The 23,723-nt window shown below is 63.8% G+C and carries 19 protein-coding genes and 1 tRNA gene; 11 read left to right on the top strand and 9 right to left on the bottom strand.

Annotated features, from left to right (window positions below; genetic code table 11):
• Positions 1–3 precede the first annotated feature (3 nt).
• The 3 genes from IM701_RS02915 (at position 4) to IM701_RS02925 (ending at position 2,796) form a co-directional block, all read left to right on the top strand.
• Positions 4–1,470, top strand: coding sequence for an ABC transporter substrate-binding protein (locus IM701_RS02915; RefSeq protein WP_193827734.1), 1,467 nt, complete (start codon positions 4–6; stop codon positions 1,468–1,470).
• 5 nt (positions 1,471–1,475) lie between these two features.
• Positions 1,476–1,904 carry a DUF4112 domain-containing protein gene (locus tag IM701_RS02920; protein ID WP_052242106.1) on the top strand — a complete coding sequence of 143 codons (429 nt, stop codon included), beginning with the start codon at positions 1,476–1,478 and terminating at the stop codon, positions 1,902–1,904.
• Positions 1,905–2,001: 97 nt separating this feature from the next.
• Entirely contained in the window at positions 2,002–2,796 is a 795-nt protein-coding gene (locus IM701_RS02925; protein ID WP_193828319.1) for a triacylglycerol lipase, read from the top strand.
• A gap of 297 nt (positions 2,797–3,093) precedes the next feature.
• Here IM701_RS02925 and IM701_RS02930 read toward each other — a convergent pair whose 3' ends face one another.
• Positions 3,094–5,151: a molybdopterin oxidoreductase family protein gene (locus tag IM701_RS02930; protein ID WP_193827735.1), complete on the bottom strand. Its 2,058-nt coding sequence runs from the start codon at positions 5,149–5,151 to the stop codon at positions 3,094–3,096.
• 195 nt (positions 5,152–5,346) lie between these two features.
• Between IM701_RS02930 and IM701_RS02935 the strand changes: the two genes are divergently transcribed.
• The 5 genes from IM701_RS02935 (at position 5,347) to IM701_RS02955 (ending at position 10,262) form a co-directional block, all read left to right on the top strand.
• Positions 5,347–6,780: a circularly permuted type 2 ATP-grasp protein gene (locus IM701_RS02935; protein ID WP_193827736.1), complete on the top strand. Its 1,434-nt coding sequence runs from the start codon at positions 5,347–5,349 to the stop codon at positions 6,778–6,780.
• Positions 6,781–6,796: 16 nt separating this feature from the next.
• A complete protein-coding gene (locus IM701_RS02940; protein ID WP_062347116.1) occupies positions 6,797–7,744 on the top strand; it encodes an alpha-E domain-containing protein in 948 nt (315 codons plus the stop codon).
• Between the two features lie 11 nt (positions 7,745–7,755).
• Entirely contained in the window at positions 7,756–8,568 is an 813-nt protein-coding gene (locus tag IM701_RS02945; RefSeq protein WP_193827737.1) for a transglutaminase family protein, read from the top strand.
• 46 nt (positions 8,569–8,614) lie between these two features.
• Positions 8,615–9,364 carry a proteasome-type protease gene (locus tag IM701_RS02950; RefSeq protein WP_039332573.1) on the top strand — a complete coding sequence of 250 codons (750 nt, stop codon included), beginning with the start codon at positions 8,615–8,617 and terminating at the stop codon, positions 9,362–9,364.
• Between the two features lie 268 nt (positions 9,365–9,632).
• Positions 9,633–10,262, top strand: coding sequence for a response regulator transcription factor (locus IM701_RS02955; RefSeq protein WP_230487772.1), 630 nt, complete (start codon positions 9,633–9,635; stop codon positions 10,260–10,262).
• Positions 10,263–10,333: 71 nt separating this feature from the next.
• Here IM701_RS02955 and IM701_RS02960 read toward each other — a convergent pair whose 3' ends face one another.
• The 6 genes from IM701_RS02960 to IM701_RS02985 form a co-directional block, all read right to left on the bottom strand.
• Positions 10,334–11,002 carry an extensin family protein gene (locus IM701_RS02960; protein ID WP_052242108.1) on the bottom strand — a complete coding sequence of 223 codons (669 nt, stop codon included), beginning with the start codon at positions 11,000–11,002 and terminating at the stop codon, positions 10,334–10,336.
• An 82-nt stretch (positions 11,003–11,084) separates the two neighbouring features.
• Positions 11,085–11,160: transfer RNA gene (locus IM701_RS02965), tRNA-Val, on the bottom strand.
• Positions 11,161–11,314: 154 nt separating this feature from the next.
• On the bottom strand, positions 11,315–13,297 hold the full coding sequence (locus IM701_RS02970; protein WP_193827738.1) for a TonB-dependent receptor: 1,983 nt from the start codon (positions 13,295–13,297) through the stop codon (positions 11,315–11,317).
• A 58-nt stretch (positions 13,298–13,355) separates the two neighbouring features.
• Positions 13,356–13,766 carry a hypothetical protein gene (locus IM701_RS02975; RefSeq protein ID WP_193827739.1) on the bottom strand — a complete coding sequence of 137 codons (411 nt, stop codon included), beginning with the start codon at positions 13,764–13,766 and terminating at the stop codon, positions 13,356–13,358.
• Between the two features lie 82 nt (positions 13,767–13,848).
• Positions 13,849–16,401 carry a DUF2309 domain-containing protein gene (locus IM701_RS02980; RefSeq protein ID WP_193827740.1) on the bottom strand — a complete coding sequence of 851 codons (2,553 nt, stop codon included), beginning with the start codon at positions 16,399–16,401 and terminating at the stop codon, positions 13,849–13,851.
• Positions 16,398–17,810, bottom strand: coding sequence for a proton-conducting transporter membrane subunit (locus IM701_RS02985; protein WP_193827741.1), 1,413 nt, complete (start codon positions 17,808–17,810; stop codon positions 16,398–16,400). Before IM701_RS02985 ends, IM701_RS02980 begins: the two co-directional genes overlap by 4 nt.
• Before the next feature lie 100 nt (positions 17,811–17,910).
• Here IM701_RS02985 and IM701_RS02990 point away from each other — a divergent pair, with 100 nt between their 5' ends.
• On the top strand, positions 17,911–18,777 hold the full coding sequence (locus tag IM701_RS02990; protein WP_193827742.1) for a LysR substrate-binding domain-containing protein: 867 nt from the start codon (positions 17,911–17,913) through the stop codon (positions 18,775–18,777).
• A 2-nt stretch (positions 18,778–18,779) separates the two neighbouring features.
• Here IM701_RS02990 and IM701_RS02995 read toward each other — a convergent pair whose 3' ends face one another.
• A complete protein-coding gene (locus IM701_RS02995; RefSeq protein ID WP_193827743.1) occupies positions 18,780–19,097 on the bottom strand; it encodes a hypothetical protein in 318 nt (105 codons plus the stop codon).
• Between the two features lie 396 nt (positions 19,098–19,493).
• Between IM701_RS02995 and IM701_RS03000 the strand changes: the two genes are divergently transcribed.
• Positions 19,494–20,396, top strand: coding sequence for a LysR substrate-binding domain-containing protein (locus tag IM701_RS03000; protein WP_039332584.1), 903 nt, complete (start codon positions 19,494–19,496; stop codon positions 20,394–20,396).
• Between the two features lie 4 nt (positions 20,397–20,400).
• Here the strand turns inward: IM701_RS03000 and IM701_RS03005 are convergent, their stop codons facing one another.
• Positions 20,401–22,155 (bottom strand): cation:proton antiporter, encoded by a 1,755-nt coding sequence (locus tag IM701_RS03005; RefSeq protein ID WP_052242112.1) that lies wholly within the window; start codon positions 22,153–22,155, stop codon positions 20,401–20,403.
• 102 nt (positions 22,156–22,257) lie between these two features.
• Between IM701_RS03005 and IM701_RS03010 the strand changes: the two genes are divergently transcribed.
• On the top strand, positions 22,258–23,721 hold the full coding sequence (locus tag IM701_RS03010) for a DUF4139 domain-containing protein (RefSeq protein WP_193827744.1): 1,464 nt from the start codon (positions 22,258–22,260) through the stop codon (positions 23,719–23,721).
• Positions 23,722–23,723 lie beyond the last annotated feature (2 nt).

The following is a 23,723-nucleotide window of genomic DNA, read 5'->3' on the forward strand; positions in this document are numbered from 1 at the left end:
GCCATGATCCCGCGCCATGCCGTTATGACTGCCTTGGCCCTTGCGCTCGGCGCTTGCGGCCAATCGCGTGAAGGCACCCTCGAAATTGCCGTGATGGGCAATTCCTCCGCGCTCAAGGAGACTGGCCAGCGCCTTTCGCCTGCCGCGCAACTCCTGCGCTCCGCCACCCACGAAGGCCTTGTCAGCTTCGATGAGCAAGGCCGCGTTGTGCCCGCGCTGGCCGACCGCTGGATCGTTACCGACAACGGGCAAAGCTACATTTTCCGCCTGCGCGACGGCACCTGGCCCGATGGCAAGCGCATTACCGCCGATGCTGCCGCCGCTGCCCTGCGCAAGACGATTGCCGGGTTGAAGGGCAGGGCCCTGGGGCTCGATCTGGCCGCGATCGACGAAGTGCGCGTGATGGCCGATCGCGTGATCGAGATAGACCTTTCAGCTCCAGTTCCAGAATTGCTGATATTGCTGGCCCAGCCTGAAATGGCGCTGCTGTGGCAGGGCAAGGGCACCGGGCCCATGGCGAAGGGACAGGATGAGGAAGGTGCCAGCATCTTCACGCTCATTCCGCCCGAACAGCGCGGCTTGCCCAAGCAGCCCGATTTCGCGCGGCGCGCGCGCAAGCTTGCACTGACTTTCGCCTCGCCCGACAAGGCTGTGGCTCTTTTCAACGACGGTTACGCCGATGTCCTGCTCGGTGGGCGGATCGATACGCTGCCCCTGGCCGGCTCGATCGGGCTCACGCGGGGCAACGTCCAGCTTGATCCGGTCATCGGCCTGTTTGGCCTGATGGTCGATAGCACCCAGGGTTTTCTCGGCGCGTCCGCCAACCGAGAGGCGCTGGCCATGGCGATCGACCGGGAAGCAGTGATCGGCCGCTTCAATATTGGCGGCTGGCAAGGCACCACCCGGGTCGTTTCGCCCGATGTCGAGGATGATCTCGGCACGATTGGCGAACGATGGCAGGGCACGTCGGTCGAGCAACGCCAGGATCAGGCCGCCGCCCGCGTTGCGGCCTGGAAAGGCGCGGGCAAGGCCATCCCGACGCTGAATATAGCCATGCCGGCGGGACCTGGTTCAGGACGGGTCTTCGATCAGCTGCAAAGCGATTTTGCCCGCATCGGCCTGTCGATCCGGCGCGTGGGCGAGCGTGACCGTGCAGACCTGCGCCTTGTTGACATCGCCGCGCGATATGGCCGTGCGACGTGGTTTCTCAATCAGTTGTCATGCACGGTGCAGAAGGCGGTGTGCAGTCCGGTAGGAGACGAGCGCGTGGCCGAAGCCCGCAAATCGATCGATCCGGCAGCCCGTGCCGCATTGCTGGCCGAGGCCGAGGCGGAAATCACTGCGGCCAACGGTTTCATCCCTATCGCCCGGCCCTTGCGCTGGTCGATGGTCCGCAGCGGCACATCGGGCTTCGCGGCGAACCCCTGGGGCTGGCATCCCTTGCCGCCGATGGCATGGCTTCCCAGATAAGGGGCATGGACCACTCCGCTTCCGCCAACCGTCCCCAGCGCATACGCCCGGAATTGCCGGGCATCGGCAACGATCCCGCCTCGGTTCGCCAGCGCGTCGAAATGCTGGAGCGCGTGCTGGAGCGCAGCTTCACCATCCCCGGCATCCGGCGCGAGGTTGGCCTGGACGCGATTGCCGGTCTTGTCCCCGTTCTTGGCGATGTGCTGACCGCCGCGATGGGCGCCTACATTGTGTGGGAAGCGCGCAACCTTGGCCTGCCAAAATGGAAGCTGTGGCGCATGGGCGCGAATGTTGCGTTCGACACTGCACTCGGCGCCGTGCCGCTAGTGGGCGATGCCTTCGACCTGTTCTTCCGCTCGAACTCGCGCAATCTCCGGATTCTGCGCAAGCATCTCGACAAGCACCATCCCCAGAGCCGCGTCATCGAGGGTTGATATCGCGCTCGCTTGTCAATTCTTGACGCGAATTTGAAACAATTGCCAAATGCTGGCGTTCATCGCTGGTTCGGTCGATAGCGGGCAGGCAATGGCAATGATCTTCAATCTTCAGCAAGGGGCGGCGGGACTCGGGCAGGCGACTGCCCGCCTTTCGCTGCTGCGCGAGGAGATCGCGCGGCGCGGAAGTCTTGCCTTGCAGTCGCGCCCTGTGGATGTGCGTGGACCGAAGTGGCAGGCGTTTCTGGGTGAGTTGCGCACGCCGATAGAGCATTGGCAGGCCTCGCGGCAGATGCCTGTGCAAGATGAACCTGCCGGCGAATCGCGCGCTGTGATGCTGCTGCCCGGCTTCGGCACCCATCCGGTGCGGATGAAGCCGCTGCGCCTTGCGCTTGAAGCCGCAGGGCACCGCGTCAGCGACTGGGGCCTGGGCTTCAACTTCGGCCCGACCGAGGACCGCTTCGAACGGCTGTGCGAACGTGTCGTCGCCATGGCGCGCAAGGAAGGCGAGCCGCTGGTGCTGGTCGGCTGGAGCCTCGGCGGCCTGTTCTCGCGCGAGGTGGCCAAGGCCCACCCCGAAGCGGTGCGGCTGGTCGTCACCATGGGCACGCCCTTTTCCGGAGACCGCCGCGCCAACAATGCCTGGCGCGCTTACCAGTTGATTGCGGGCCATTCGGTGGACGAACCGCCCATCGGCCGCGACATGGCAACCAAGCCGCCGGTGCCGACTGTCGCCCTGTGGAGCCCCCGCGACGGCATCGTATCCCACCGCTCCGCCTGCGGGCGCAAGGGTGAGCGAGACCTGGCAATTCCAATGCGTTGCACGCACCTGGGCTTCGCCGCGCACCCCGATGTGGCCGCGATGCTGAAGCGGCTGGTGGCTGCCTACTGACGTTGATCCGGCGGTGATGCGGGATCAACGCCAGTGAGCATTGCTGCAACCATGCGCTTAAACATTGGCCAGTATGGTCTGCGCGGTGAACTAGGCTTTCGTCCAGCCAGAGCTCGTCTGAACGCTAAAGGTTTGAACTGCAGGCAGATTTCACGCTCTTCAGCTGAGACCAGGACGCCGCCAGTCCACGCATTGGCGTACCATAGCCAACCATCTGGATGCCGTTCAAAAGCTGTCGAAAAGATCGCTCGCTGCCGAGGAGTCATTGTCTTGGTGTGAATTACGATTTCTGCGAGATCAAGCCAGTTCCACTTCCACCGCGATGCCGCTCAGTGCGGCGTTGCCGGAGAGCGGGTCGACTTCGTTGAGCGTGATGTCGTTGACGCTGACGCCGGGTTTGCCGAGGGCATTGGCCATGGCGACGCCGGGGAGGGCGTGGCCCCAGCCGTGGGGGATGGAGACGGTGCCGGGCATCATGTCTTCGGTGACCTCGGCAGAAAGCCTTATTTCTCCAGTACTTGAGCGGACCTTGACGGTGGCACCATCAGCGATGCCGCGTTGTTCTGCGTCGGCCGGATTGATCATCACCGTGCAGCGATCGGGGCCCTTGATGAGGCGGCGGCTGTTGGCGAGCCAGGAGTTGTTGGTGCGCAAGTGGCGTCTTCCGATAAGTCTCAGAGAACTAACGGAATTATCATTTTCGGGGATTTCCAACTCTCCGAGGCAAACCATGAACTCTGGTATGGCACAGGCCACACTCTTCGAGGCGGAACGCAGGCGGGCGGGTAACTGACCGGTGGGCGGTGGACCCAGATCGATGCCCGAAGGCGAGGCTTCTACCTGTTGGAGAGTGAGGGCGTAGGGCCCGGTTTGGAGAAGTCCGTCAAGCGCCTCGCGCGGGGTGGGTGCCTGCACTGGTTGCCCGCTGATCGCGCTGGCGAGGCAGCGGAGGATTTCCCAGTCGTGCAAGCTTCCTTCGGCCTGCGGCAGGGTGGGGGGCGAATAGACCGCAATGGTGCGCGCGGCCATGGGCAGGAGGAACAGGCCGTAGTGGTCGCGCTCCAGCGGGCCAGTGGGTGGCAGGACGTAGTGGGCGTGGGCGCTGGTGGCGTTGCGGTAGATGTCTATGGACACCATCAAGTCCAGCGATTCCAGTGCTTTGGCCAGGCGCGAGCCGTTGGGCGTGGACAGGACGGGGTTGCCGGCGACGACGAACAGGGCCTTGATCTGGCCTTCGCCGGGCGTCTCGATCTCCTCGGCCATGGCGGCGGCGGGAAATTCGCCGAGGACCGAGCGGTGGCCGGAAACGCGGGAGGTGTGCTTGCCGATCGAGCCCGGCGGGAGGACGCTGACGGTGTCCACCGCAGCCCGTCCGAACACCCAGCCGCCCTCGCGATCGAGCTGGCCTGAGGCAATGTTTATCAAGGAGATAAGCCAGGCGTTCAGCGTGCCATGCGCCTGCGTGGCGATCCCCATGCGGCCGTAGAGCGCGGCTGGCCCTGCGGCAAAGCGGTCAGCCAGGCGCTCGATTTCAGGCAGGGCGATGCCGCAGGCCGTGGCGCAGGCCTCGCTGTCAAAACGCTGCAGCAGGGCGCCGACTTCGTCGAGGCCGGTGACGAAATCCTGCACGGGGCGGTGGGGTTTGCGCGCCATGACTGCCTTGAGCAGTGCGACGAGGAACCAGACGTCGGTGGCCGGGCGAATGAACAGATGTCTGTCTGCGATCCTGGCGGTTTCGGTGCGGCGCGGGTCGATGACGACGAGTTCGCCACCCCGGTCTCGCAAGTCCTTCATGCGGTTGCGGAAATCCGGGACGGTCCACAGCGAGCCGTTCGACGCCATCGGGTTTCCGCCGAGGATGATCAAAGTCTGCGTGCGGTCCGCATCGGGAATCGGGAACATGCTGGCGTGGCCCCACAGGCGCAGATTGGCGACCTGATGGGGCATCTGGTCGACCGTGCTGGCGGAGAACTTGTTCCGCGTGCGCAGTGCCTTTTCAAGAAAGCCGATGTTGAGCGCGTTGCCATAGGAGTGCGCGTTGGGATTGCCGACGTAGACGGCCGTGCTGCCGGGATCGCGGGCAAGGATGGCGCGGGTCTTCTCGCCGATCTCGGCAAAGGCCTGTTCAAAGCTGATTTCGTGCCAGTCCGAACCGACGCGCTTCAAGGGTTTGCGCAGGCGGTCAGGGTCCTCCTGCAAGTCCTGCAGGGCGGTGCCCTTTGGGCAGATATGCCCGCGAGACAACGGGTTGTCAGGATCACCCTTGATCGAAAGAACCTTGCCGGCTTCGACCTCGATCAGCACGCCGCAGTTGGCTTCGCAGATGTGGCAGGTGCGCTTGTGGACCTGTGGCATCGCCGTTCTCCCGGAACTTTTAGTTGAGCGATTAAGTCTCATTCCAGGCAGGCCGAAGCAAGCGGAATTGCTTGCCAGATTCCATGCCCGATTGCTGCAGGCACGCCGGCTCCAACTTTATTTCGCAGTGCAGCATTGGCGCGCTTGGCAAAGCGGATTCGTTGTGCAAGCTTGGGGTTCAGACGGGATGTGCCTATGAAAACAACCTCGCCCTCGTCCTATGACGAGATGCTCAACGCCGATGGCTCGGTGCGGCCTGCTTACGCTGGATATTGCCAGTGGTACGACGAGCAGCCACCGGATCTGCTAAGACGCAAGGGCAGCGAGGCCGAGGCTTTCTTCCGTCGCACCGGAATAACCTTCAACGTCTATGGCAACGAGGACGCGGAAGAGCGCCTCATTCCCTTCGACATGGTGCCCCGGATCATCACGGCGCAGCAATGGCGCAAGCTGTCGCGCGGGATCGAGCAGCGGGTGCGGGCACTCAATGCCTTTCTGCATGACCTTTACCACCGGCAGGAGATCGTGCGTTCGGGCAGGCTTCCGGCGCGGCTGCTGAAAGGCAACGTGGCGTTCCTGCCGGAGATGGTCGGCTTCACGCCGCCGGGCGGGGTCTACACCCACATCGTCGGCATCGACCTTGTCCGCACTGGCGAGGACGATTTCATGGTGCTGGAGGACAATGCCCGCACGCCAAGCGGCGTCTCCTACATGCTGGAGAACCGCGAGACGATGATGGCGATGTTCCCGGAACTGTTCACTCGTGTTCGTGTGCGCGAGGTTTCGGACTATCCACGCCGCCTTGCCCGCAGCCTCGCCGCCTGTGCGCCGCCCGCGTGCGATGGGAAGAAGCCTGTCGTCGCGGTGCTGACGCCGGGGATCTACAATTCGGCCTATTTCGAACATGCCTTTCTGGCCGATCAGATGGGTGCGGAAATTGTCGAAGGCAGCGATTTGCGAATCGAGAACGGGCGCATCGCAATGCGCACGACGCGCGGGTATGAGCCGATCGACGTGCTCTATCGGCGGGTGGACGACGAATACCTCGATCCGCTGACATTCAATCCCAATTCGGTGCTGGGCGTATCGGGGATCATGGACGTCTATCGCGCGGGCGGGATCACGATTGCCAATGCGCCGGGAACGGGCATCTGCGACGACAAGGCAATCTATTCGTTCATGCCCGAGATCGTCGAGTTCTACACCGGCGAAAAGCCGATCCTGCAGAACGTGCCGACCTGGCGCTGTGCCGAGCCGGAATCGCTGAAGTACGTGCTCGACAATCTTGCCGAACTGGTGGTCAAGGAAGTTCACGGATCGGGCGGTTATGGCATGCTGATCGGGCCGACATCCTCGCGCAAGGAACTGGCGGCGTTCGAGGCCAAGCTGCGCGCCAAGCCCGAGAACTATATAGCGCAGCCCACGCTCTCGCTTTCCACCGTGCCGATCCTGACCAAGGCGGGGCTGGCGCCGCGCCACGTCGATCTGCGCCCGTTCGTGCTGGTCAGCCCCAACGGGATCGACATCACGCCGGGCGGCCTCACGCGCGTGGCTCTGAAGAAGGGATCGCTGGTGGTCAACTCGTCGCAGGGCGGCGGGACCAAGGACAGCTGGGTACTGGACGACTGATGCCTAAGGAAATCCAATGTTAGGCAGATCCGCAAACGGCATTTTCTGGCTGTTCCGCTACCTCGAGCGGGCCGAGAACATCTCGCGCCTGATCGAGGCGGGCTTCCGCATGGCGCTGACCCGCGATGCTTCCGATGCTTCGGACGAATGGCGGTCGCTGATCGTCACGCTGGGGCTGCGGCCGGGCTATGAGGCGCGTTACGGCAGCGAATACACGGGCGGTCACGTGTTCAACTACATTCTGCGCGACAAGGACAATCCCGGCAGCGTGCTGGCGATGACCGAGATGGCGCGCACCAACGCCCGCATGGTGCGTGGCGGCATCACCCGCGAGGTGTGGGAATCGGTCAACGACGGCTGGATGAAGCTGAAGGAAGCGCTGGCGCGGCCGGTGACCGAGACGCGGCTGGGCGACGTGCTCGACCTTGTGCGCCGCCAGTCGACGCAAGTGCGCGGGGCCATGGAAGGCACCATGCTGCGCAACGAGATCTACAACTTCGCGAGGCTGGGCAGCTTCATCGAGCGGGCGGACAACACCGCACGCATCCTCGACGTGAAGTATTACGTGCTGCTGCCGTCGATCTCCTATGTCGGATCAAGCCTCGACAACGTGCAGTGGGAAAACGTGCTGCGCTCGGTTGCGGGCGAGCGCGCCTATCGCTGGCTCAACGCCGGGCGGATGGACCCGAGGGGCATTGCCGAGTTCCTTATCCTTGATGGCCGTTTTCCGCGCAGCCTGGCGTTCTGCTATTCCAAGCTGCGTTCGAATCTTGCCAGCCTTGCGCGGGAATATGGCAGCGAGATGCATTGCCATGAAATCCTGCGCGATGCCGATTGCCAGTTCCATCAGGCGACGATCGATGCGATCTTCGAGCAGGGCCTGCACGAATTCATCGGCACGTTCATCCGCAACAACACCACGCTGGCGATGCAGATCCAGCGCGATTACCGCTTCATCGATTGAGCCACCGTCCTATGCGTCTCGCCATCGATCATACCACGCATTACGTCTTTTCCGGGCCGGTCAGCCGCGGGCTGCAGAGGCTTCGGTTGAAGCCGAAGACTTCGGCTGGCCAGCGCGTGCTGGAATGGCGGATGTCGTTCGAGGGTGCGCAGCTTCAGGTGGAGTACGACGACGCCCACTGCAATCACGTCGCCCTGATTTCGTTCGACCAGGGCGTGCAGGAAGTGACGATCCGGTGTGAGGGGCTGGTGGCCACCAACGACGAAGCCGGTATCATGGGCAAGCATTCCGGCTTTGTGCCGATGTGGCAGTTTCTCGAACCGACCGACCTGACCAAGGTTGGCCCACGCCTCCGTTCGCTGGCCTCGGCCGTGCCGCAGGAGGGGAACACGCTTGCCACGCTGCATGCCCTCTCCGCGCTGATCCGTGAGCGGGTGGCATATTCGACCGGGCACACCAATGCGGAAACGACCGCCGAGGGTGCCCTCGCAGCAGGGCGGGGCGTGTGCCAGGATCATGCGCACGTGTTCATCGGCGCTGCGCGGTCCCTGGGCATCCCGGCGCGCTATGTCAGCGGCTACCTGATGATGAACGACCGGATCGAGCAGGACGCCGGCCACGCCTGGGCGGAAGCGCATGTCGAAGGGCTGGGCTGGGTCGGTTTTGACGTGTCCAACGGCATCAGCCCCGATGCCCGCTATGTCCGCGTGGCGACCGGTCGTGACTATCAGGATGCAGCCCCAATCACAGGTATCCGATACGGCGCACTTGACGAAACGATGCATGTGAAGCTTGCCGTGGAACAGCAGCGTGTGGAACAATAGGCCACACCATTTTTAGTTTGAGTCCAGGCGGGATCGGGGCAGGGCGATGACATATTGCGTGGGGATGATCCTCGACAAGGGCCTGGTGATGATGAGCGACACCCGGACCAATTCGGGCGTCGACAACATATCCGTATTCCGGAAGATGCATCATTGGTCCGTTCCCGGAGAACGGCAGATCACGATCATGACTGCCGGCAATCTGGCAACGACCCAGGCCGTCATCTCGCAGCTCGAGGAGCGCAACAAGGCGCCGAGCGACCGGCGACCATCGATCCTCGAGGCGCCGACGATGTTCCAGGTGGCGACGCTTGTCGGCAACCTCCTGCGCAACGTGATAGAAGGGCGGCAGGACAACGGAATGCGGTCGGAAGGGCCGCGCTTCACTGCTTCGATGATCGTGGCCGGGCAGATCCAGGACATGGAGCCGCGGCTGTTCATGATCTACCCGGAGGGGAACTTCATCGAGGCGAGCTTCGATACGCCGTTCTTCCAGATCGGCGAGACAAAGTACGGCCGACCGATCCTGCTTCGCGGCTACGATCGGTCCATGAGTTTCGAGGACGCAGTGAAGCTGCTGATGGTCTCGTTCGATTCAACGGTGGCGGCAAATCTTTCGGTAGGTCTGCCGTTCGATCTGCTCGTCATGGAGCGTGATCGGTTCGAGCCGCTGCACCAGCGTCGCATTCTTGCCAGCGACCCCTATTTCAAATCCATCTCTTCCAGCTGGAGCGAAGCTCTGCGGCAGGCATTCCATTCGCTACCGGATTACAAGTTCGACATCGGCGTGGGGTGATTCTGTAATCTCGATTCGAGAATGGTGATTCGATAACGTCCAGTCTGGTTAATGACGACCTTTCAAGACGTCCTTAAGTGCTGGATCTCGCTACGAAAAACACGTGAATTTCGTGTGCTGCATCACATTTCTTGGTTAACGTCGCCCTAAATGCTCCGTTCCGGAAGCGTTCATCCTAAGGAAAAACCTTTATAGCGGGCCGATGAACGTCAGTTCTGGTTCATTACGAAGCTAACCCAAGTGGCAAAGTCAAAAAATCAGGCGCTTAATGAGCGTCATGGTTGATCGTGTCACTCTTCACATCCTCGATGGGGATTCCGCCCGCAGGGCTCAATTGGCCCGGCTTGCCTTCGCTGCCGGCCATCACGCCGAGATCTATGCCAATGCCGAGGAACTGCTGGCGCATGCACCTTCCGGCGGCCTTGTCCTGGCCCAGGACGAGCCGGTGGGAGAAGGCATCCCGCGGCTCATTTCGGTGATGATGCAGGCGGGCCACTGGCTGCCGGTCATCGCAATTGCCGAGCCACCCCAGACGGCAGCGGTGGTCCGTGCGATAAAGGCCGGTGCGCTTGATTATCTCGCCATGCCGACGCAGATCGGCCCCCTGAATGAAGCCGTTGCCCGCGCCAGCCGCGAAGCCGAAGCCTACCGCGCCCAGCGCGCCCGTGCTGCCGAAGCGCGCCAGCGCATTGCCCGCCTTTCGTTGCGTGAACGTGAAGTCCTCGATCGCCTTGCCGAAGGGCAGAGCAACAAGGCAATCGCGCGTGAGCTCGACATCAGCCCGCGCACGGTGGAGATCCACCGCATGAAGATGATGGGCAAGCTTGGCGCCCGCCATGCCGCCGAAGCGGTCCGCCTGCGGATCGAGGCGACCGGACTGGACGACGTCGCGGCCTGACGCAATTTGGCACGATTGACCGGAACGCGAAGGGCGGGGGGCAACCTCCGCCCTTTGCTTTTACGCCAGCTTTAGCGGCAGAACGACTTGAGGCCGCCCGGTTCGAGATGCAGATGATCGCGGTGGGCAGCGTTGTAATCCGGGGTCAGCACGGTGCCGAAGCGCTTGCATGCGCTGTCGCGGATCGTGCGCAGAAAGGCCCGAACCTGCGGTGAGGGGGAGTTCCAGTCATTGACGATGCTGATCCGTCGGCCATCGGCCAGGCGGAAGGCGGCGATGTCGATGGCATTGGCCGTGGCGTGCGCGGATAAGCGGCTGGTGCCCGCAACATTGCGGCAGGAATAACTGCCCATGGTCTCGATCCGCTGGAGCGGGCTGCCAAGGATCTGGCGGGCAGCACGGTCCACCCCGAAACGCGCCCAACCTTGCAGCGCGTTTGCGGCCGGGCAGGACACCGGGCCGAGATTGGTGATGTTCAGCAGGCCATTGTCAGCACGCAGGGACTCAAGCCTGACCGTGCCGAGAGTCGAGCAGCCTGCGCCGTAGTATTGGTCGGCGAGCGGGGTGAAGCGGGCTTGCGCAGCGCCAAGATTGGCGAGACAGGCCCGAGTCTGCGGGGACTGGCTGAGCGAGGCTCCAGTGCTCGAGCGCGAAGGCTTGCGCACCGGCTGCTCGGGAGACCCTACGCACCCGGCAGTCAAGGCGGTCAGCGATAAGGCGATGAGTACGCGCCGGACCATGACCCAAGGATACCGGCAATCACACGGCTTGCACAGCACGCAGACGCACGGACTATCGCATGAGGCATGTGGCTGGGAACGGTGGTGGGCGCTGACGGGCTCGAACCGCCGACCCTCTCGGTGTAAACGAGATGCTCTACCAACTGAGCTAAGCGCCCCTCATGCGAGGTGGGGCGCTATTGCGCGGATTCGCCGACGAGGTCAATGGGGCGCGCGCATGCTCAGGTGATCCCGTTGCTGATCAATGCTGGAGTCTTGGCGCCCGTGTGGTGACAGCAGCATTGTCTGCCGCCACCACGCTTCGTCAAGATGTCAGAACCTGGCGCGCAGGCCGGCATAGACCGCGCGGCGCTCAACCGGGTAGTAGATTGCCGAAGTGCCAGATGCGGTGATGACGGCGGCGATGTCGCCTACGGCCTTCTTCCCAGTGATGTTGCGCAAGTCGGCGAAGAGATCGATATCGCTCGTCAGCGAGGCTCCCGCGCTTAATCCGACAAGCGCATAGCCGGGCGCGCGAACGGTGTTGCGATAGTCCGCAAAGGCGCCCTGCGGGACCCATTCGAGGCTGGGTGCGATGTGCAGGGTATCGCCGCCCAGGCGGACTTCGCTGCGCAGGACATGGCGCGGGACGACAGGCAGGCGGTTGTCGGCAAACTGGACATCGCCGCGGAACCGGAAGTCCGAATACTGCCAGATCTGGCGAAGGCGGAGCCAGCCGGCCGGCTGCCACGAGAGACCGGCCTCGACGCCCTGATGGCGCGTGCGACCTGCGTTGAACGTGGCAGCGGGGATGCCGACATTGGCATCGGGTGTGTACTGCAGCATCTCGCCGGTCAGGTTGGCGCGATAGAGCGATATGTCCCATTCCAGCGTGCCCAGGCGGCCGCGCGTGCCGATTTCCGCTGTCCAAGCCCGTTGCGGGCGTACGGGCACGAAGGCGGCTTGCTGGGCAAGCTCGACGAAGGTCGGGAATTCGGCAGAGCGGCTGTAGTTGGCATAGACCTGAACTCCTGCTGCCGGGATCCACAGTGCACCGAAGCGGGGGGAGAAGGCATCGAAGGAGGCATTGCCGGTGACAGTCGAAGGCAGTTCGCGTTCCTGCCGACGAGCACCATTGGCATAGATGCCCCCGGCAATCAGGGTGAGACTCTCCACTGGAGAGACCCGCAGTTCCCCATACGCGGAGGACGTGCGCGCGCGCTGCTGTGCGCGGAAGGTCAGTGCGCCGCGCTTGCCGCCGTTGTTGATGAATTGCCGGGCGCGGGTCGTGCCCCAGCGGGATTCGCCGCCGAGGGTGATCGAGACAATCCCCGCCTCCCATTCGGCACGGGCGAAGAGGCCGCGATCGTCTGACTTCTGGTCGATGACCATGAAGATCGGGTGATCAAGTTGCTTGATGTTGTAGAAGCCACCGACAGTGAGTTCGAGCGCGCCGAGATCGAAGGCTGTGCGGTTCTGCAAGCGCAGGGAATCGATGTTGCGAGCCTGATCGCCGGTGAAGTTGCCTTTCTGCGGCGTGGTCAGGGCATCGGCAAGGGAGAGTGCGCCGGGCAACTCCTGCCGGATATGGCTGGCGGTGACGTAGAAGCGCGTGCTGAGGTTCTCGGCCAGAGAGAGACCGACGTTGCCGTTGAAGCGTAGGGATCGGCGACTGGCGTGTTGCCGGTCACCATCGTGGCGGTCGGCGCTGATCCCGGCCCAGGCGTTGACTGTGCTATCGCCGAAGCCTGCGGAAACCAGACCGCGCGCGAGGCCGAACGAGCCACCATCGACGCGGGCGTAAAGACCGCGCGCGCTGTCACCACGTGGCGTTACGCCATTGATCGCGCCGCCCAGTGTACCTGAGCCGAAGCGAAGGGCATTGGCGCCGCGATAGACCTCGAGATGATCGAGGAAGATCGGCTCAAGCTCCTGGAAATCGCCGTTGTCGTCGGCAAGGTTGATCGGAACGCCATCCTGAAGCAGCGTCAGGCCACGCATGTGGAAGCTGCGCGAGAGGCCCGAGCCGCGGATCGAGATGCGGACCTCCTGTCCAAAGCGCGGCTGGGTGTAGACTCCGGGCGAAAAGGCCAGCGCATCGCGCAAGGAAATCACGGTGCGGTCGGCGAAGTCTTCGTAAGCAACGACATCGGTGCCGCCGGGCGTTGCGGCTGCCTCCTGTTCGGCAATGGAGGCATCGCCATGACCGATGACGATGATCGCGGCGCCTTCGGCTGCGGCGTCTTCGGCGTGGGCAGGAGTGGCGAGCGAGAAGGCCATGGCCAGAGGGGCCACGGCGAGTATGCGGGTAGTCATGCGGGAATCGCTTTCGATCGCGTCTGGGTTCAGACGGCGGGCAGGATGACCGGTTCGGTCAGGCTATCGAGGTGGCGATTTCCGAGGGCGGGCCGCACGGAGGCGGCAGGATGCGGCGCGATGGAGCAAGGCGTGGGACCGCGATGGCGAGGAAGCCCAGCGCCAGCACGAAGGCCAGCGCGACGGCGAGCTGGGTCGGATCGGCCCCGCCCAGGAGAGCGGCGCCGTGGCCTGCGAAAGTGCAGGGCTTGTGATCCTTGGCGGCGGTTTCCTTAGCGCCTTGCGGGATGGTGACCTGAACCGCCGAGTGTGCACCGGTACTGTCGGCGCAGACCAGAATGGTAATCGCGCGCGAAGTGCCGCCGACCATGTAGCCAGCCGGGACCAAGGCCTTCATGGCGAGCGCCAGCGCGACCAGCAGCACTGCCAGATGGCGGTTATGCAGCAGGAATGCGCGCAGGCCCCTCATGGCGCCCGCCCCTATGATGAGAGGCGGGCGGTGTCATGGGTTTTCATCAAGTTTTCAGCAGCGAGCGATCAACATGGTCCGATCAGCAGGGCCGGGCGGCCCATTCGCCGCGGACCCAGTGGTGGGCCTTGTGCTTCCACGGATCGATGACGACAAGATTGATCCAGCCGTTTTCAACCAGTCGGCCGACCACATCATGCGCCAGGACGATGTCCTGGACTCGCTGGAGCGGTGCCTCGATGATGACCGCAAGGCGGCGTGGTGTGTGGTAGGGCGTGCCATCATCATGGAACAGCGACTGCCGCGGCAGGCCGACACAGAGATCGCCGCCGCTGCCCTGCACGACGCCAAAGCCCCCGACCACATTCTGCGTCGTCTTGTCGCCCGCGCCGAACACCTCGTTGTCGATGGTCGAGAACAGGTACTGGCAATTGATCCACTGGGCGACGATCATCGGCGCAGTCATGATGCCCGCAAGTGCGCTGCCATCCTTGTCCCTTGTCCAGTCATAGCTGTGAAGGAAGGCGCTGCCGCCAAGGTCGATTTCCGCGGTCAGCGCGCGCGGGCCGACGATGAAGGCGGCGTTGCCGGACAGGCCCCATTCCGGGCGGACTTCTCCCCAGTGCGCGGCCCCGGTCAACAGGTCTTCGGCAGAGCGGCCAAGGCGGGCGGCACGCTCGTTGCGGCACTGCGCACCGGCCCTTTGCAGGGCATGCTCGAACCTCGCGAGATCGGCCACGTGGCTTCCCGGCACGAGCTGGCGGTCGAAGATTTCGACCACGTCGCGGGTGGTATCGTGCTGCGCGGCGATGAACCAGCTATCATCCGGAATGGCAACGCCCTGATCGGCCAGGCCTGCGCGGACCTGACCGTCGTTGAGGATGGATGCCATGAGCCGTGCGTTCGGGCCACCCGGATGGCCACCGCAGGCGCCGCAATCGAGGCTTGCCGCGAAGGCATTGTTGGTGGTGCAGCCGCCGTGGCCGACAAGCGCGACGAGGCGCGCGGTATCCGGCGAAAGTCCGGTCAGCGAGAACATGGTGCGCGCATAGGCAATGCGTTGTTCCAGCGGGATCGCGTTGCTGCCGTGGCCATGGCCATGATCGTTGCAGGCGGCGGGCGTGAGAACGTGTCCCCGTTCGCCCACCAATCGTCTGCGGAAGGCGTCTGTCAGGCGTGGGGCAAGCGTGCGCGCGAGCAGGGCGACCGCTGCCAGCGGGCCAGCGGCCTCCGCCGTCGCAAAGCCCGTTGCACCGCCCTTGGTCGTATCGAGAATGGCGCGGGCGTCGGCGAGGGCGGCATGGCGCGCCAGCAGCGCATTGGCCTCGGCCTCCTGCCCTTGCGCGGCGCGTTCGGCCACGACGTGGGAGGGTGAAAGCAGGACCGGCAGCTGGTTGCGCTCCGGTGCATCACAGGCCGGCGAGATGGCGATGGGCAGCCCGAAGAAGCCGGCATAGCCAACCGTTTCGTAACGGCCCTGTGCTTCCAGCGCGCGGCGCATGGGTTCGGAGCGGACATCGATGCAGAACACTGCCTGGGCTTCCGCAACCGGCACCTTGGTCTTTGCGGTCTGTTTTGCCGATGCGCCTTCGAGCTGGGGGGCGACCGTGCCGAGGAAGCTGGTCTCTGCTGCTTGCTGGAAGATCAGTCCCAGTTCGGCCAGCGACATCGCGGCGATGCGGTTCAGGCTCTCACGTGCAGCCTGCGACCACGTGGCGGGCGTTTCCGGATCAAGACCGAAATGAGCAAGCAGCGTGCGGCAGACATGGGCGTGTTGGCGCGAAGGTTCTGCCAGTGCCCGGGGACCGCTGCGAACGCTGCCTTCGACGAGCGCGACCAGTGCCATCAGTTCGATCATCGATGCCGGGGCAGATGCACTGGCGGCAGGGCCGCCATGTTCGCTGCGCCAGCGCAGATGCGCCGCCCAACCCGGCAAGGTGGCGACGAGGCCACGCAGCCAGCCAAGGCGCCGGTCACGGGAAACGCCATCGCGGCGCGCGGCAAAGAGTAGCATCTCGAGAGGATCGGCAGGGACGTTCGCGAGCCAGTGTGCGGCGGTATCGTCACCTGCGCGGACAAGGCCCGGATCATGACGAAGCGCCGCGCTCACGCTGTTGTACAGGCCGTGCTGACGACCGGGCAGGGTGAGCGTGGCGTTGCGGTCGAAGAAGGCCGCGAGGTACCGCGCAAGTATGGCGATCGGCGTGGTGAGTTCCCGGCGGACAACCGGAGTGTCGTCCGCTGGAAGCTCGACAAGGCGCGCCACAAGAAGGTTATAGGCGTTGAGATCGGGGCCGAGCGGCGCGAATGCGGGTTCCAGACCGCCAAGCGCGGCGACCACGGCCTTGCGGAAAGCGATATCAGCAATGCGGCCTTCTGCCTTGAGCGCGCGCCACTGGACCAGCGAGAGGGAGGGGCGGGCGCCGAAGAGCTGGGCAGCCTGGGGCAGGGCGTCCTCGAACGGGAGGTCTTCGAAGCCCGACAGCGGGTTGACGGCGATGGCACTGTCCAGCGGCCAGAGCGGGGCAACAGTCTGCCCGGCAATATCGACAAGGGCTTGCAGTTCGCGCCGTTCTTCCTGGAGGCTGGCTGGAACGCCGGTATCGGGTGCGAGTGACGCAGTAGCAATGTTCATGGCTTCAGTCCTTCGCAATGACGGTGGTGGAGACGGGGGGTGGAAGTGGTGAGGGCGTTGCCCGCATGAAGCAGGCGAGCGAAGAGGGAGGGAGGCAGAGCCTGTTCGCCGCTCACGATGCGTTGCTGACAGACCCATCCGGCGAGAAACAGCGAGAGGATGCCAAGCTGCCCGTAAGGCGACAGCAATGGCTGGGCGGCATCGGGCTGGAGTGCGGTCATCAGAACGAGCACCGCAGCGTTGAGGGCAATCAGAGCGCCCGGCATCAGGGCCACGACTGCGCCCAGTGGTCCACGCGGCAGAGATCGTGACGCAACGGCCATGGCACTGAGCAGCGCAGTGAGTGCGAGGCAGACTGGCAGGAGTGCATCAGCCCGGCGCGCCTCGATCAGGAAGATTGCGCCGACGATCGTTGCGAGCGCGATGAGCGCGGGCCACGGCTGGGCCAGACCCTTGGAACGTGTCGGCCTGGTGGAAATGGTGCCTGCCGAGCCGAGGAACAGCCAGGCCTTGAACAGGCCGTGAGCGACCATGTGCCAAAGAGCCGCAGCATAGGCGCCGAGCGCAACCGTGAGCAGCATGAAGCCCATCTGCGCGATGGTCGATGCCGCGAGCGATCCCTTCACGTCGGCCCGCACCAGCATGATGGCACTGCCGACCAATGCTGCGACGACGCCGGTAGCAAAGAGCGCGTAACGCGCGTGGGGCGATGCCTCGAGAACGGGGGCAAACTGGATGAGCAGAAACCCACCTGCATTGACGAAACCGGCATGCATCAGGGCGGACACCGGAGTCGGCGCGGCCAGCGAGCGCATCAACCAGTTCGAGAACGGCGGGATCGCACAGCGGGCCAGTGCGGCGATGACCAGGAGAAAGGCGGCGGTGGTCGTCAGAAGAGAGGAGGACCCAACGACAGACCTTATGGCAACGATATCGCTCGATCCGGCGGCAATCGAGAGCAAGGTCACTGCGCCGATCAGCGCCACGTCGCCAATCGTGAAGGCAATTGTGGCGCGGCGTGCGGCATCGCGGGCTTCGCTCCATTCGCCAACATGGCCGATCAATCCAGCCATGAGGCGGCCCGAGACGATCCAGGCGGCAGCGAGCAGCATGGCGTCGGCGGTCAGGCCCAGCAAGACAATCGCTATGGCAAGGCTGGTCGCGAGGCGTGTGAAGGAATCACTGCGCCGGTCTGCACGCAGTTGTCGACGGGAAAAGGCAAGGACAACGACGGCGATCAGGATGCCAAGTCCTGACAGGGCAACGCCTGGGGTAGTGACCATGGCATGGCCGGTGGCGATAGTTGCGGCAAGCAGGGAGCCAAGGGCGAAAACGGGCCAGTCGGCCGGCTTGAGGCGAAGCGCCAAGCCCCTTTTTGTGACAGGTGCAGTCATGGTTGTCGGGTTCATCGTGTGCCTCCTTCGTTTCGCAGGTGCAGCACGGTCGATGATTTTAGAAACGAATTTATGAAATATTGAAGATTGCAAACGTCAATGATAAAATCCCGTGATGGCCCTGCGGAACCTCGACATCGACCTTTTGCGCTGCTTCGTGACGATTGCGGATACGGGAAGCCTTACCCGCGCCGGTGAGAGGCTGGGCCGGACGCAGTCGGCGATATCCCTGCAACTGAAGCGCCTTGAAGAGCAGGTCGGGCGCTCGCTGTTCCTGCGGAGCCCGCGACACCTTTCGATCACGCCCGAAGGCGAACGGCTGATCGGCCCGGCCCGGCAAATTCTGCGGCTGAACGATGCAACCTTGGCCGAGATGTTCGAGCCGGACATTGCCGGATCGGTCCGCGTCGGCGTGCCCGAGGATTTTGCAACGGCCCATCTGCCCTCGGTTCTTGCAGCATTCACCGAGGCGCACCCGCTGGTCGAGCTTGAGGTTACCTGCGACCTGACTCTCAATCTCCTCGAGCGCTTTCACGCAGGAAACTTCGATCTTGTCCTGGTAAAGCGCCAGCCGACACAGGACGTGCAGGACGGCGTTCGGGTGTGGCGCGAGCCACTGGTCTGGGTCGCGCGGGACCGGCAATCAGCGGCAGACTTCGAGCGGGTGCCGCTGGTGGTTTCGCCCGAGCCGTGCGTCTATCGCAAACGCGCCACGGAAGCACTGGACGCGATAGGGCGCGGCTGGCGCGTGGCCTATACATCGACCAGCCTGGCGGGGAGTCTTTCTGCGGTGCGTGCAGGACTTGGGATCACCGTACTGCCGCTGGAAATGGTGCCTGCCGGCTTGGCGACAGCTGGAGAGGAGGCTGGCCTGCCGCCGCTTTACGACACCGAGATCGCCCTGCTCGAAGCGCCCGGCCTTTCGGATACGGCGCACTTGTTGGCGCAGCACATCATCGCAGCACTGGAACGCGGAGCGTGACCTCAGTCGTCGAGGTTCAAGCGGGCGAACACTTCGGGCCGGATGCAGCGCAATCCGTTCTCGACCGGGTTGGCACAGCGCGATGGTGCGATCCGCAGCTGCGCCTGGTGAAGCGGTGGCCCGGCCTCTACGCCATCCATGACCAAGCGTAGGCCATCGCCTCGCTTTGCACAGACCGTGACCTCGCGCGTGCTTGAACAGCGCCGATCATGCGTGACCGGGCGAGGAGACGAGGCTTCAGGCAAGCGGTAGGCGTGGTGGGCCTCCAGCGGTTGGGGCGTTCCGGTCGTTACGGCAATCGCGGCCAATATCTTCAGCATGGCAAGTGACCTCTCGGTCTGGGCGGGATAACCCTGAATTGTCTGGCGGCGCCTCGTGCCAGGGTCGTCACAATGCGCCGCCAGTGCTCCGCTGCCGTCGGCTTGCCGCTTCCGGGGGCGGGCCAGATCGGCAGTGGCGCGCCTTGCGTCGGGTAGATCGCGCAAGGCCCGTTGCGAAACTCTTGGGGGCGACGCGGACTGGCGGTGCGTCGCCCCGGCAAGGCATCAAGGGACAGTCGGGCAGTTCAGCGAGGGGGGACAAGCGTGAACTGTGGGAGATCGACCGTCGGCGGGGCATCCTCTTTTGCCTTGCCCCTGCACAATGCCGGGGCCAGGCCATTGCGTCCAATCGAAAGAACGGCGACGAATCGATAGAATTCTTCTATCGGAGGTCTCATGCCTACAGTCAGACAGCTTGAGTATTTCCTGGCGGTTGCCGAACTGCGTCACTTTGGGCGCGCGGCACAATCCTGCAACATTTCGCAACCTACCCTCAGCCATCAGTTACGTGCTCTTGAAGATCGGCTCGGCACCGCGTTGATCGATCGCGCAGCGCAAAGCGTGGAATTGACGCCGGTCGGTCGCGAGATATCCGAAAGAGCGCGCCGGGTGTTGCGGGAAATCCGCGACATCCGCGCGGTTGCGGCGCGCGCGCGCAAGCAGCCTTCCGGGATCGTCCGGCTGGGGATCACGCCCACTCTCGGGCCTTACCTTTTGCCTGCCCTGATCGGCGCGCTCAATGCCGAACAGAGCGACTTGCGCTTCTATATCCGTGAAGGGATCCCGGCCGAACAGACCCGTGATCTCGCTTCGGGTCGGATAGATCTGATGGTGGGGCCGGGGCCGGTGATTGGTGAGGACCTGGAGGTCGTCCCCCTGTTCGACGAGCCCATGAGCGTTGTGGCATCGCGCAGCCATCACCTCGCCGGGATTGCCCACATTGACCGGTCGGACCTCAAGGGTGAGCGCTTCCTGACGCTTGATCCACGCCACCACTATCACCAGCAAGTCCAGCGTGTCTGCGCCGAACTCGGTGCCGAGATGCTGCTGGATTACGAGGGGACAAGCCTGGACAGCATTCACCAGATGGTGGGCAGCGGTGTTGGTCTGGCAATTCTGCCAGAGCTTTACCTTCGGTCGGAAGTGGGGGGCGATGCTCTGGTCGTTCGCTTGCCGGTTCAGAATTGGCGCTGCGAACGTGCCATCGTTGCTGCCTGGCGTGCCAAATCGGCAAGTGCGGACGATTACCGCACCTTGGCGCAGCGCATTCGCGACGAAGCCGCCGAGTTGCTTGCCTAGCCCGTCAGGCCGGACGCCCTTGCGGCTCCGTGATGATACGGTCACGCGCGACACGGACGTCGCCCGCTTCGATCTGCAGTTTGAGCCGTTCGCGATCATTGGCGCGGAACATGTCTTCGGCGCGCGCAATATCTTCTGCCGAGAGGCCTGCGTCAGCGAGGGCGACGCGCGCCATCTTGACCGCGGACTCCATCACTTCGCGCACGACGGCGCTGACTGGCGTGCCGCGCAGCCGGATGAGCGCGCGCCGGTCGTAGGCGCGAACGTAGATTGACGCGCGCGGGAAAGCTTCGTGCACGGCTTCGACCAGATCAGTCGTGACCTGATCGCCGTCCATGCAGAAGAAGATCATCTCCGCTTCCGCTGCCCCGGCTTGACGCAGCAGATCGAGCCTTGTCCCGTCGCCGAAATAGACCTTGGCCCCGAACGTGGCTGCCACGTCGATCATCTCAATGTCGGTATCGACCATTGTTACCGGGATGTTGCTGGCCAGAAGCATCTGCGTGACACCCTGCCCGAAGCGGCCAAAACCCACGACCACGGCGTTCGAACCGTCGGGCTGGGGGCCTTCGCGCTCTCCGTGCGAAGCATTCTCCGCTTCGCGTCGGATCCCTGCTGTCGCCATCATCAAAAACGGCGTCGTGGCCATCGACAGGGTGACAACAGCTCCGAACAGGCTGGCGGCTTCGGGAGCGATGAGCAGTGCTCTTTGCGCCTGCGTGAACATCACGAAGCCGAATTCGCCGCCTTGGCTGAGCAGCAGGCCGAGGGCGAGTGCGCCGCGCCAGGGCATGCCGAAGAGGCGGCCGATGCCGAAGATGATCGCCGCCTTCACCGCGATCAGGCCGAGGGCCATTCCCGCGACGAACAGGGGGCGCTCGGCGATGGCGGCAAGGTTGAGCATCATGCCTACGGCGAGGAAGAAGAGCCCGAGCAGAATCGAGCGGAACGGCTCGACATCGGCTTCGAGTTCGTGACGATAGGGGCTGTCTGCCAGCATGACGCCTGCGACAAATGCGCCCAAAGCAGTCGACAGACCTAGGAGTTCCATGACGGCTGCCGACGCCATGACTGTAAACAAGGCAGCGACCACGAACATCTCGCGCTCGCCCAGATTGCCGATCAGGCGGAAGAGCGGCCGGATCAGATAGCGGCCAGCGGCGATCAGTCCCCCGATGGCGCCGAGAGTGTAGAGCACCATCAGCCACCCGGGAGGGCCCCCGGCATCGGCGGGGTTGCGGCTCATTGCCGTGATGATCGTGATCATCGGGATGATCGAAAGATCCTGGAAGAGCAGGATCGCAAAGGCGCGTTCGCCGAACGGCGTGCGCAATCGGCCCGAGGATTGCAGCATAGGCAGCACCTGCGCCGTGGACGAGAGCGCCAGCGGCAGGCCCAGGGCCAGCGCTGCTTCCCAGCTGAAATCCGTCGTCAACAGGATCATGCCTGCGACGGCGAGCCCACAAGCGGTTACCTGAAGCAGGCCAAGGCCGAGGATGTCGCGCTTCATCTTCCACAGCCGGGATGGGTTCAATTCCAGCCCGACCAGGAACAACAGCAAGGTTATGCCCAGTTCGGCGATGCCGAGCTTCTCTTCCGCATCGCCAACCAGACCCAGCAATTGCGGGCCGACAACAGCTCCGGCCACGAGATAGCCCAAGGTCGCCCCCAGCCCCAAGCGTCGGAAGATCAACACGAAGGCCAAGGCGAAGCCGAGCAGAAGGAATCCATCGCGGAGCATTGATGTGTGTTCGGCCATCTTTCCTCTTTAGGCCGCTCATGTTTCATCGCAACCGTCGTTCAGCCTGCGTTGATCTGCCACCGGAGAGAGGTTAGCCTTTCGAGAACGGTGGAGGGGCAGATGCGCAAGGTTCTTGGTCTTCTGGGATCGGCTGTTCCCATAGTGGCTCTGGCTCAGACCATTCCGACAAGCGCGCAAGGCGACGTCTCGCTCACCATCTACAACAACGATCTCGCGCTGGTGCAGGACGTGCGGCAGATGTCTTTGCCGACGGGGCGGCATCGTCAGGAGTTTCCTGATGTTTCTGCAGCCATCCGACCAGAGACAGTGACGCTGAATGCCGGGGGCACGAGCATTGTCGAACAGAACTTCGACTACGACCTGCTGACGCCCGAAAAGCTGATGGACAAAGCGGTTGGACAGACCGTGACACTCGTGCGCGGGGCAGACGACAAGCGCGAGACGGCGACAATCCTCGCCAATAACGGCGGAACGATCGTCCGCGTGGGAAACCACATCGAAGTCTTGCAGAATTACGGTGCGCGAGTGCTGTTTTCCAGCTTGCCGCCGGGCTTGCGGGCGCGCCCGACGTTGTCGGTAACCCTGGACACGACCGCGCCGGGCGCGCGCCCGGTTTCGCTGAGCTATCTCTCGCGCGGGTTCGGCTGGAAGGCCGATTACGTGGCATTGTTCGATGAGGCAGCCGGCAAGATTGATGTGCAGGGCTGGATCACGCTCACCAACAATAGCGGCACGACGTTTGACAAGGCCAAGGTGCTGTTGGTGGCGGGCGCAGTCGGCGATGGCAGCGGCGGCTATAATGGCGGATTTCGGCCCCAGCGTCCGATGATGCCGGGGAACCGACCCGGAACGCAAAGTGCAAATCGCGAGAGCCTGGGCGACTTCTACGTCTATCCGATTGCCGGGCGAACCACGGTGGCCAATGCGCAGCAGAAGCAAGTCAGCTTCCTCGACGTCGGCGGCGCGCCCGCGACCAAGGCTTATCACTTCCGCAACGGCTGGCTTTCCAGCCAGACCGAGCCGCAGAGCGCCGATACGGTGCTGCGCTTTTCGACATCGAGGGAAGCCGGACTGGGCGATGCCCTGCCTGCAGGCACGGTGCGGGTCTACATGCGCGATGCGCGCGGGCAGCCGCAGTTCATCGGCGAGAATGCAATCGGCCACACCCCGATGGGATCCAGCCTTGCCCTCAAGACTGGCGAGGCGTTCGACGTGAAGGTCCAGCCGGTGCTTGAAAAGCGCGACCGGATCGACAGCGGGGAATGGGAGAAGACTGCGCGCTATCGCATCACCACGCCGGGCAAGGCCCCCAGCGAAGTGACGGTGGAGAGCGAGAAGGTGTTCTGGCGCACGACAATGACCTACAAGGTGACCAACGCCCGGGCCACGCCGGTGACGGTTGAAGTTGTACAGGGCGGGCTCGACAATTGGTGGCATGATGCGCGCGTGCCGAGCGAGAGCATCAAGGGCGAGCAGCGCTCGGCCGACGAGCGGGTGTGGCAGGTCCCGGTCTCTGCCAATGGCGAGGCCACGCTGACCGTGCAGTTCGACACGCGATATTGAGC

The sequence above is a fragment of the Novosphingobium sp. ES2-1 genome, assembly GCF_015169775.1.
Classification (GTDB): domain Bacteria; phylum Pseudomonadota; class Alphaproteobacteria; order Sphingomonadales; family Sphingomonadaceae; genus Novosphingobium; species Novosphingobium subterraneum.

Bases quoted from the DNA above. Each gene is read 5' to 3' on its own strand.
- IM701_RS02925 (WP_193828319.1), top strand. From the start codon at position 2,002: ATGATCTTCAATCTTCAGCAAGGGGCGGCGGGACTCGGGCAGGCGACT.
- IM701_RS03005 (WP_052242112.1), bottom strand. From the start codon at position 22,155: ATGGCCGAACACACATCAATGCTCCGCGATGGATTCCTTCTGCTCGGC.
- IM701_RS02990 (WP_193827742.1), top strand. From the start codon at position 17,911: ATGGCCCTGCGGAACCTCGACATCGACCTTTTGCGCTGCTTCGTGACG.
- IM701_RS02995 (WP_193827743.1), bottom strand. From the start codon at position 19,097: ATGCTGAAGATATTGGCCGCGATTGCCGTAACGACCGGAACGCCCCAA.
- IM701_RS02980 (WP_193827740.1), bottom strand. From the start codon at position 16,401: ATGAACATTGCTACTGCGTCACTCGCACCCGATACCGGCGTTCCAGCC.
- IM701_RS02975 (WP_193827739.1), bottom strand. From the start codon at position 13,766: ATGAGGGGCCTGCGCGCATTCCTGCTGCATAACCGCCATCTGGCAGTG.
- IM701_RS02950 (WP_039332573.1), top strand. From the start codon at position 8,615: ATGACATATTGCGTGGGGATGATCCTCGACAAGGGCCTGGTGATGATG.
- IM701_RS02935 (WP_193827736.1), top strand. From the start codon at position 5,347: ATGAAAACAACCTCGCCCTCGTCCTATGACGAGATGCTCAACGCCGAT.
- IM701_RS02985 (WP_193827741.1), bottom strand. From the start codon at position 17,810: ATGAACCCGACAACCATGACTGCACCTGTCACAAAAAGGGGCTTGGCG.
- IM701_RS02960 (WP_052242108.1), bottom strand. From the start codon at position 11,002: ATGGTCCGGCGCGTACTCATCGCCTTATCGCTGACCGCCTTGACTGCC.
- IM701_RS03010 (WP_193827744.1), top strand. From the start codon at position 22,258: ATGCGCAAGGTTCTTGGTCTTCTGGGATCGGCTGTTCCCATAGTGGCT.
- IM701_RS02940 (WP_062347116.1), top strand. From the start codon at position 6,797: ATGTTAGGCAGATCCGCAAACGGCATTTTCTGGCTGTTCCGCTACCTC.
- IM701_RS02945 (WP_193827737.1), top strand. From the start codon at position 7,756: ATGCGTCTCGCCATCGATCATACCACGCATTACGTCTTTTCCGGGCCG.
- IM701_RS02915 (WP_193827734.1), top strand. From the start codon at position 4: ATGATCCCGCGCCATGCCGTTATGACTGCCTTGGCCCTTGCGCTCGGC.
- IM701_RS03000 (WP_039332584.1), top strand. From the start codon at position 19,494: ATGCCTACAGTCAGACAGCTTGAGTATTTCCTGGCGGTTGCCGAACTG.
- IM701_RS02955 (WP_230487772.1), top strand. From the start codon at position 9,633: ATGAGCGTCATGGTTGATCGTGTCACTCTTCACATCCTCGATGGGGAT.
- IM701_RS02970 (WP_193827738.1), bottom strand. From the start codon at position 13,297: ATGACTACCCGCATACTCGCCGTGGCCCCTCTGGCCATGGCCTTCTCG.
- IM701_RS02920 (WP_052242106.1), top strand. From the start codon at position 1,476: ATGGACCACTCCGCTTCCGCCAACCGTCCCCAGCGCATACGCCCGGAA.
- IM701_RS02930 (WP_193827735.1), bottom strand. From the start codon at position 5,151: ATGCCACAGGTCCACAAGCGCACCTGCCACATCTGCGAAGCCAACTGC.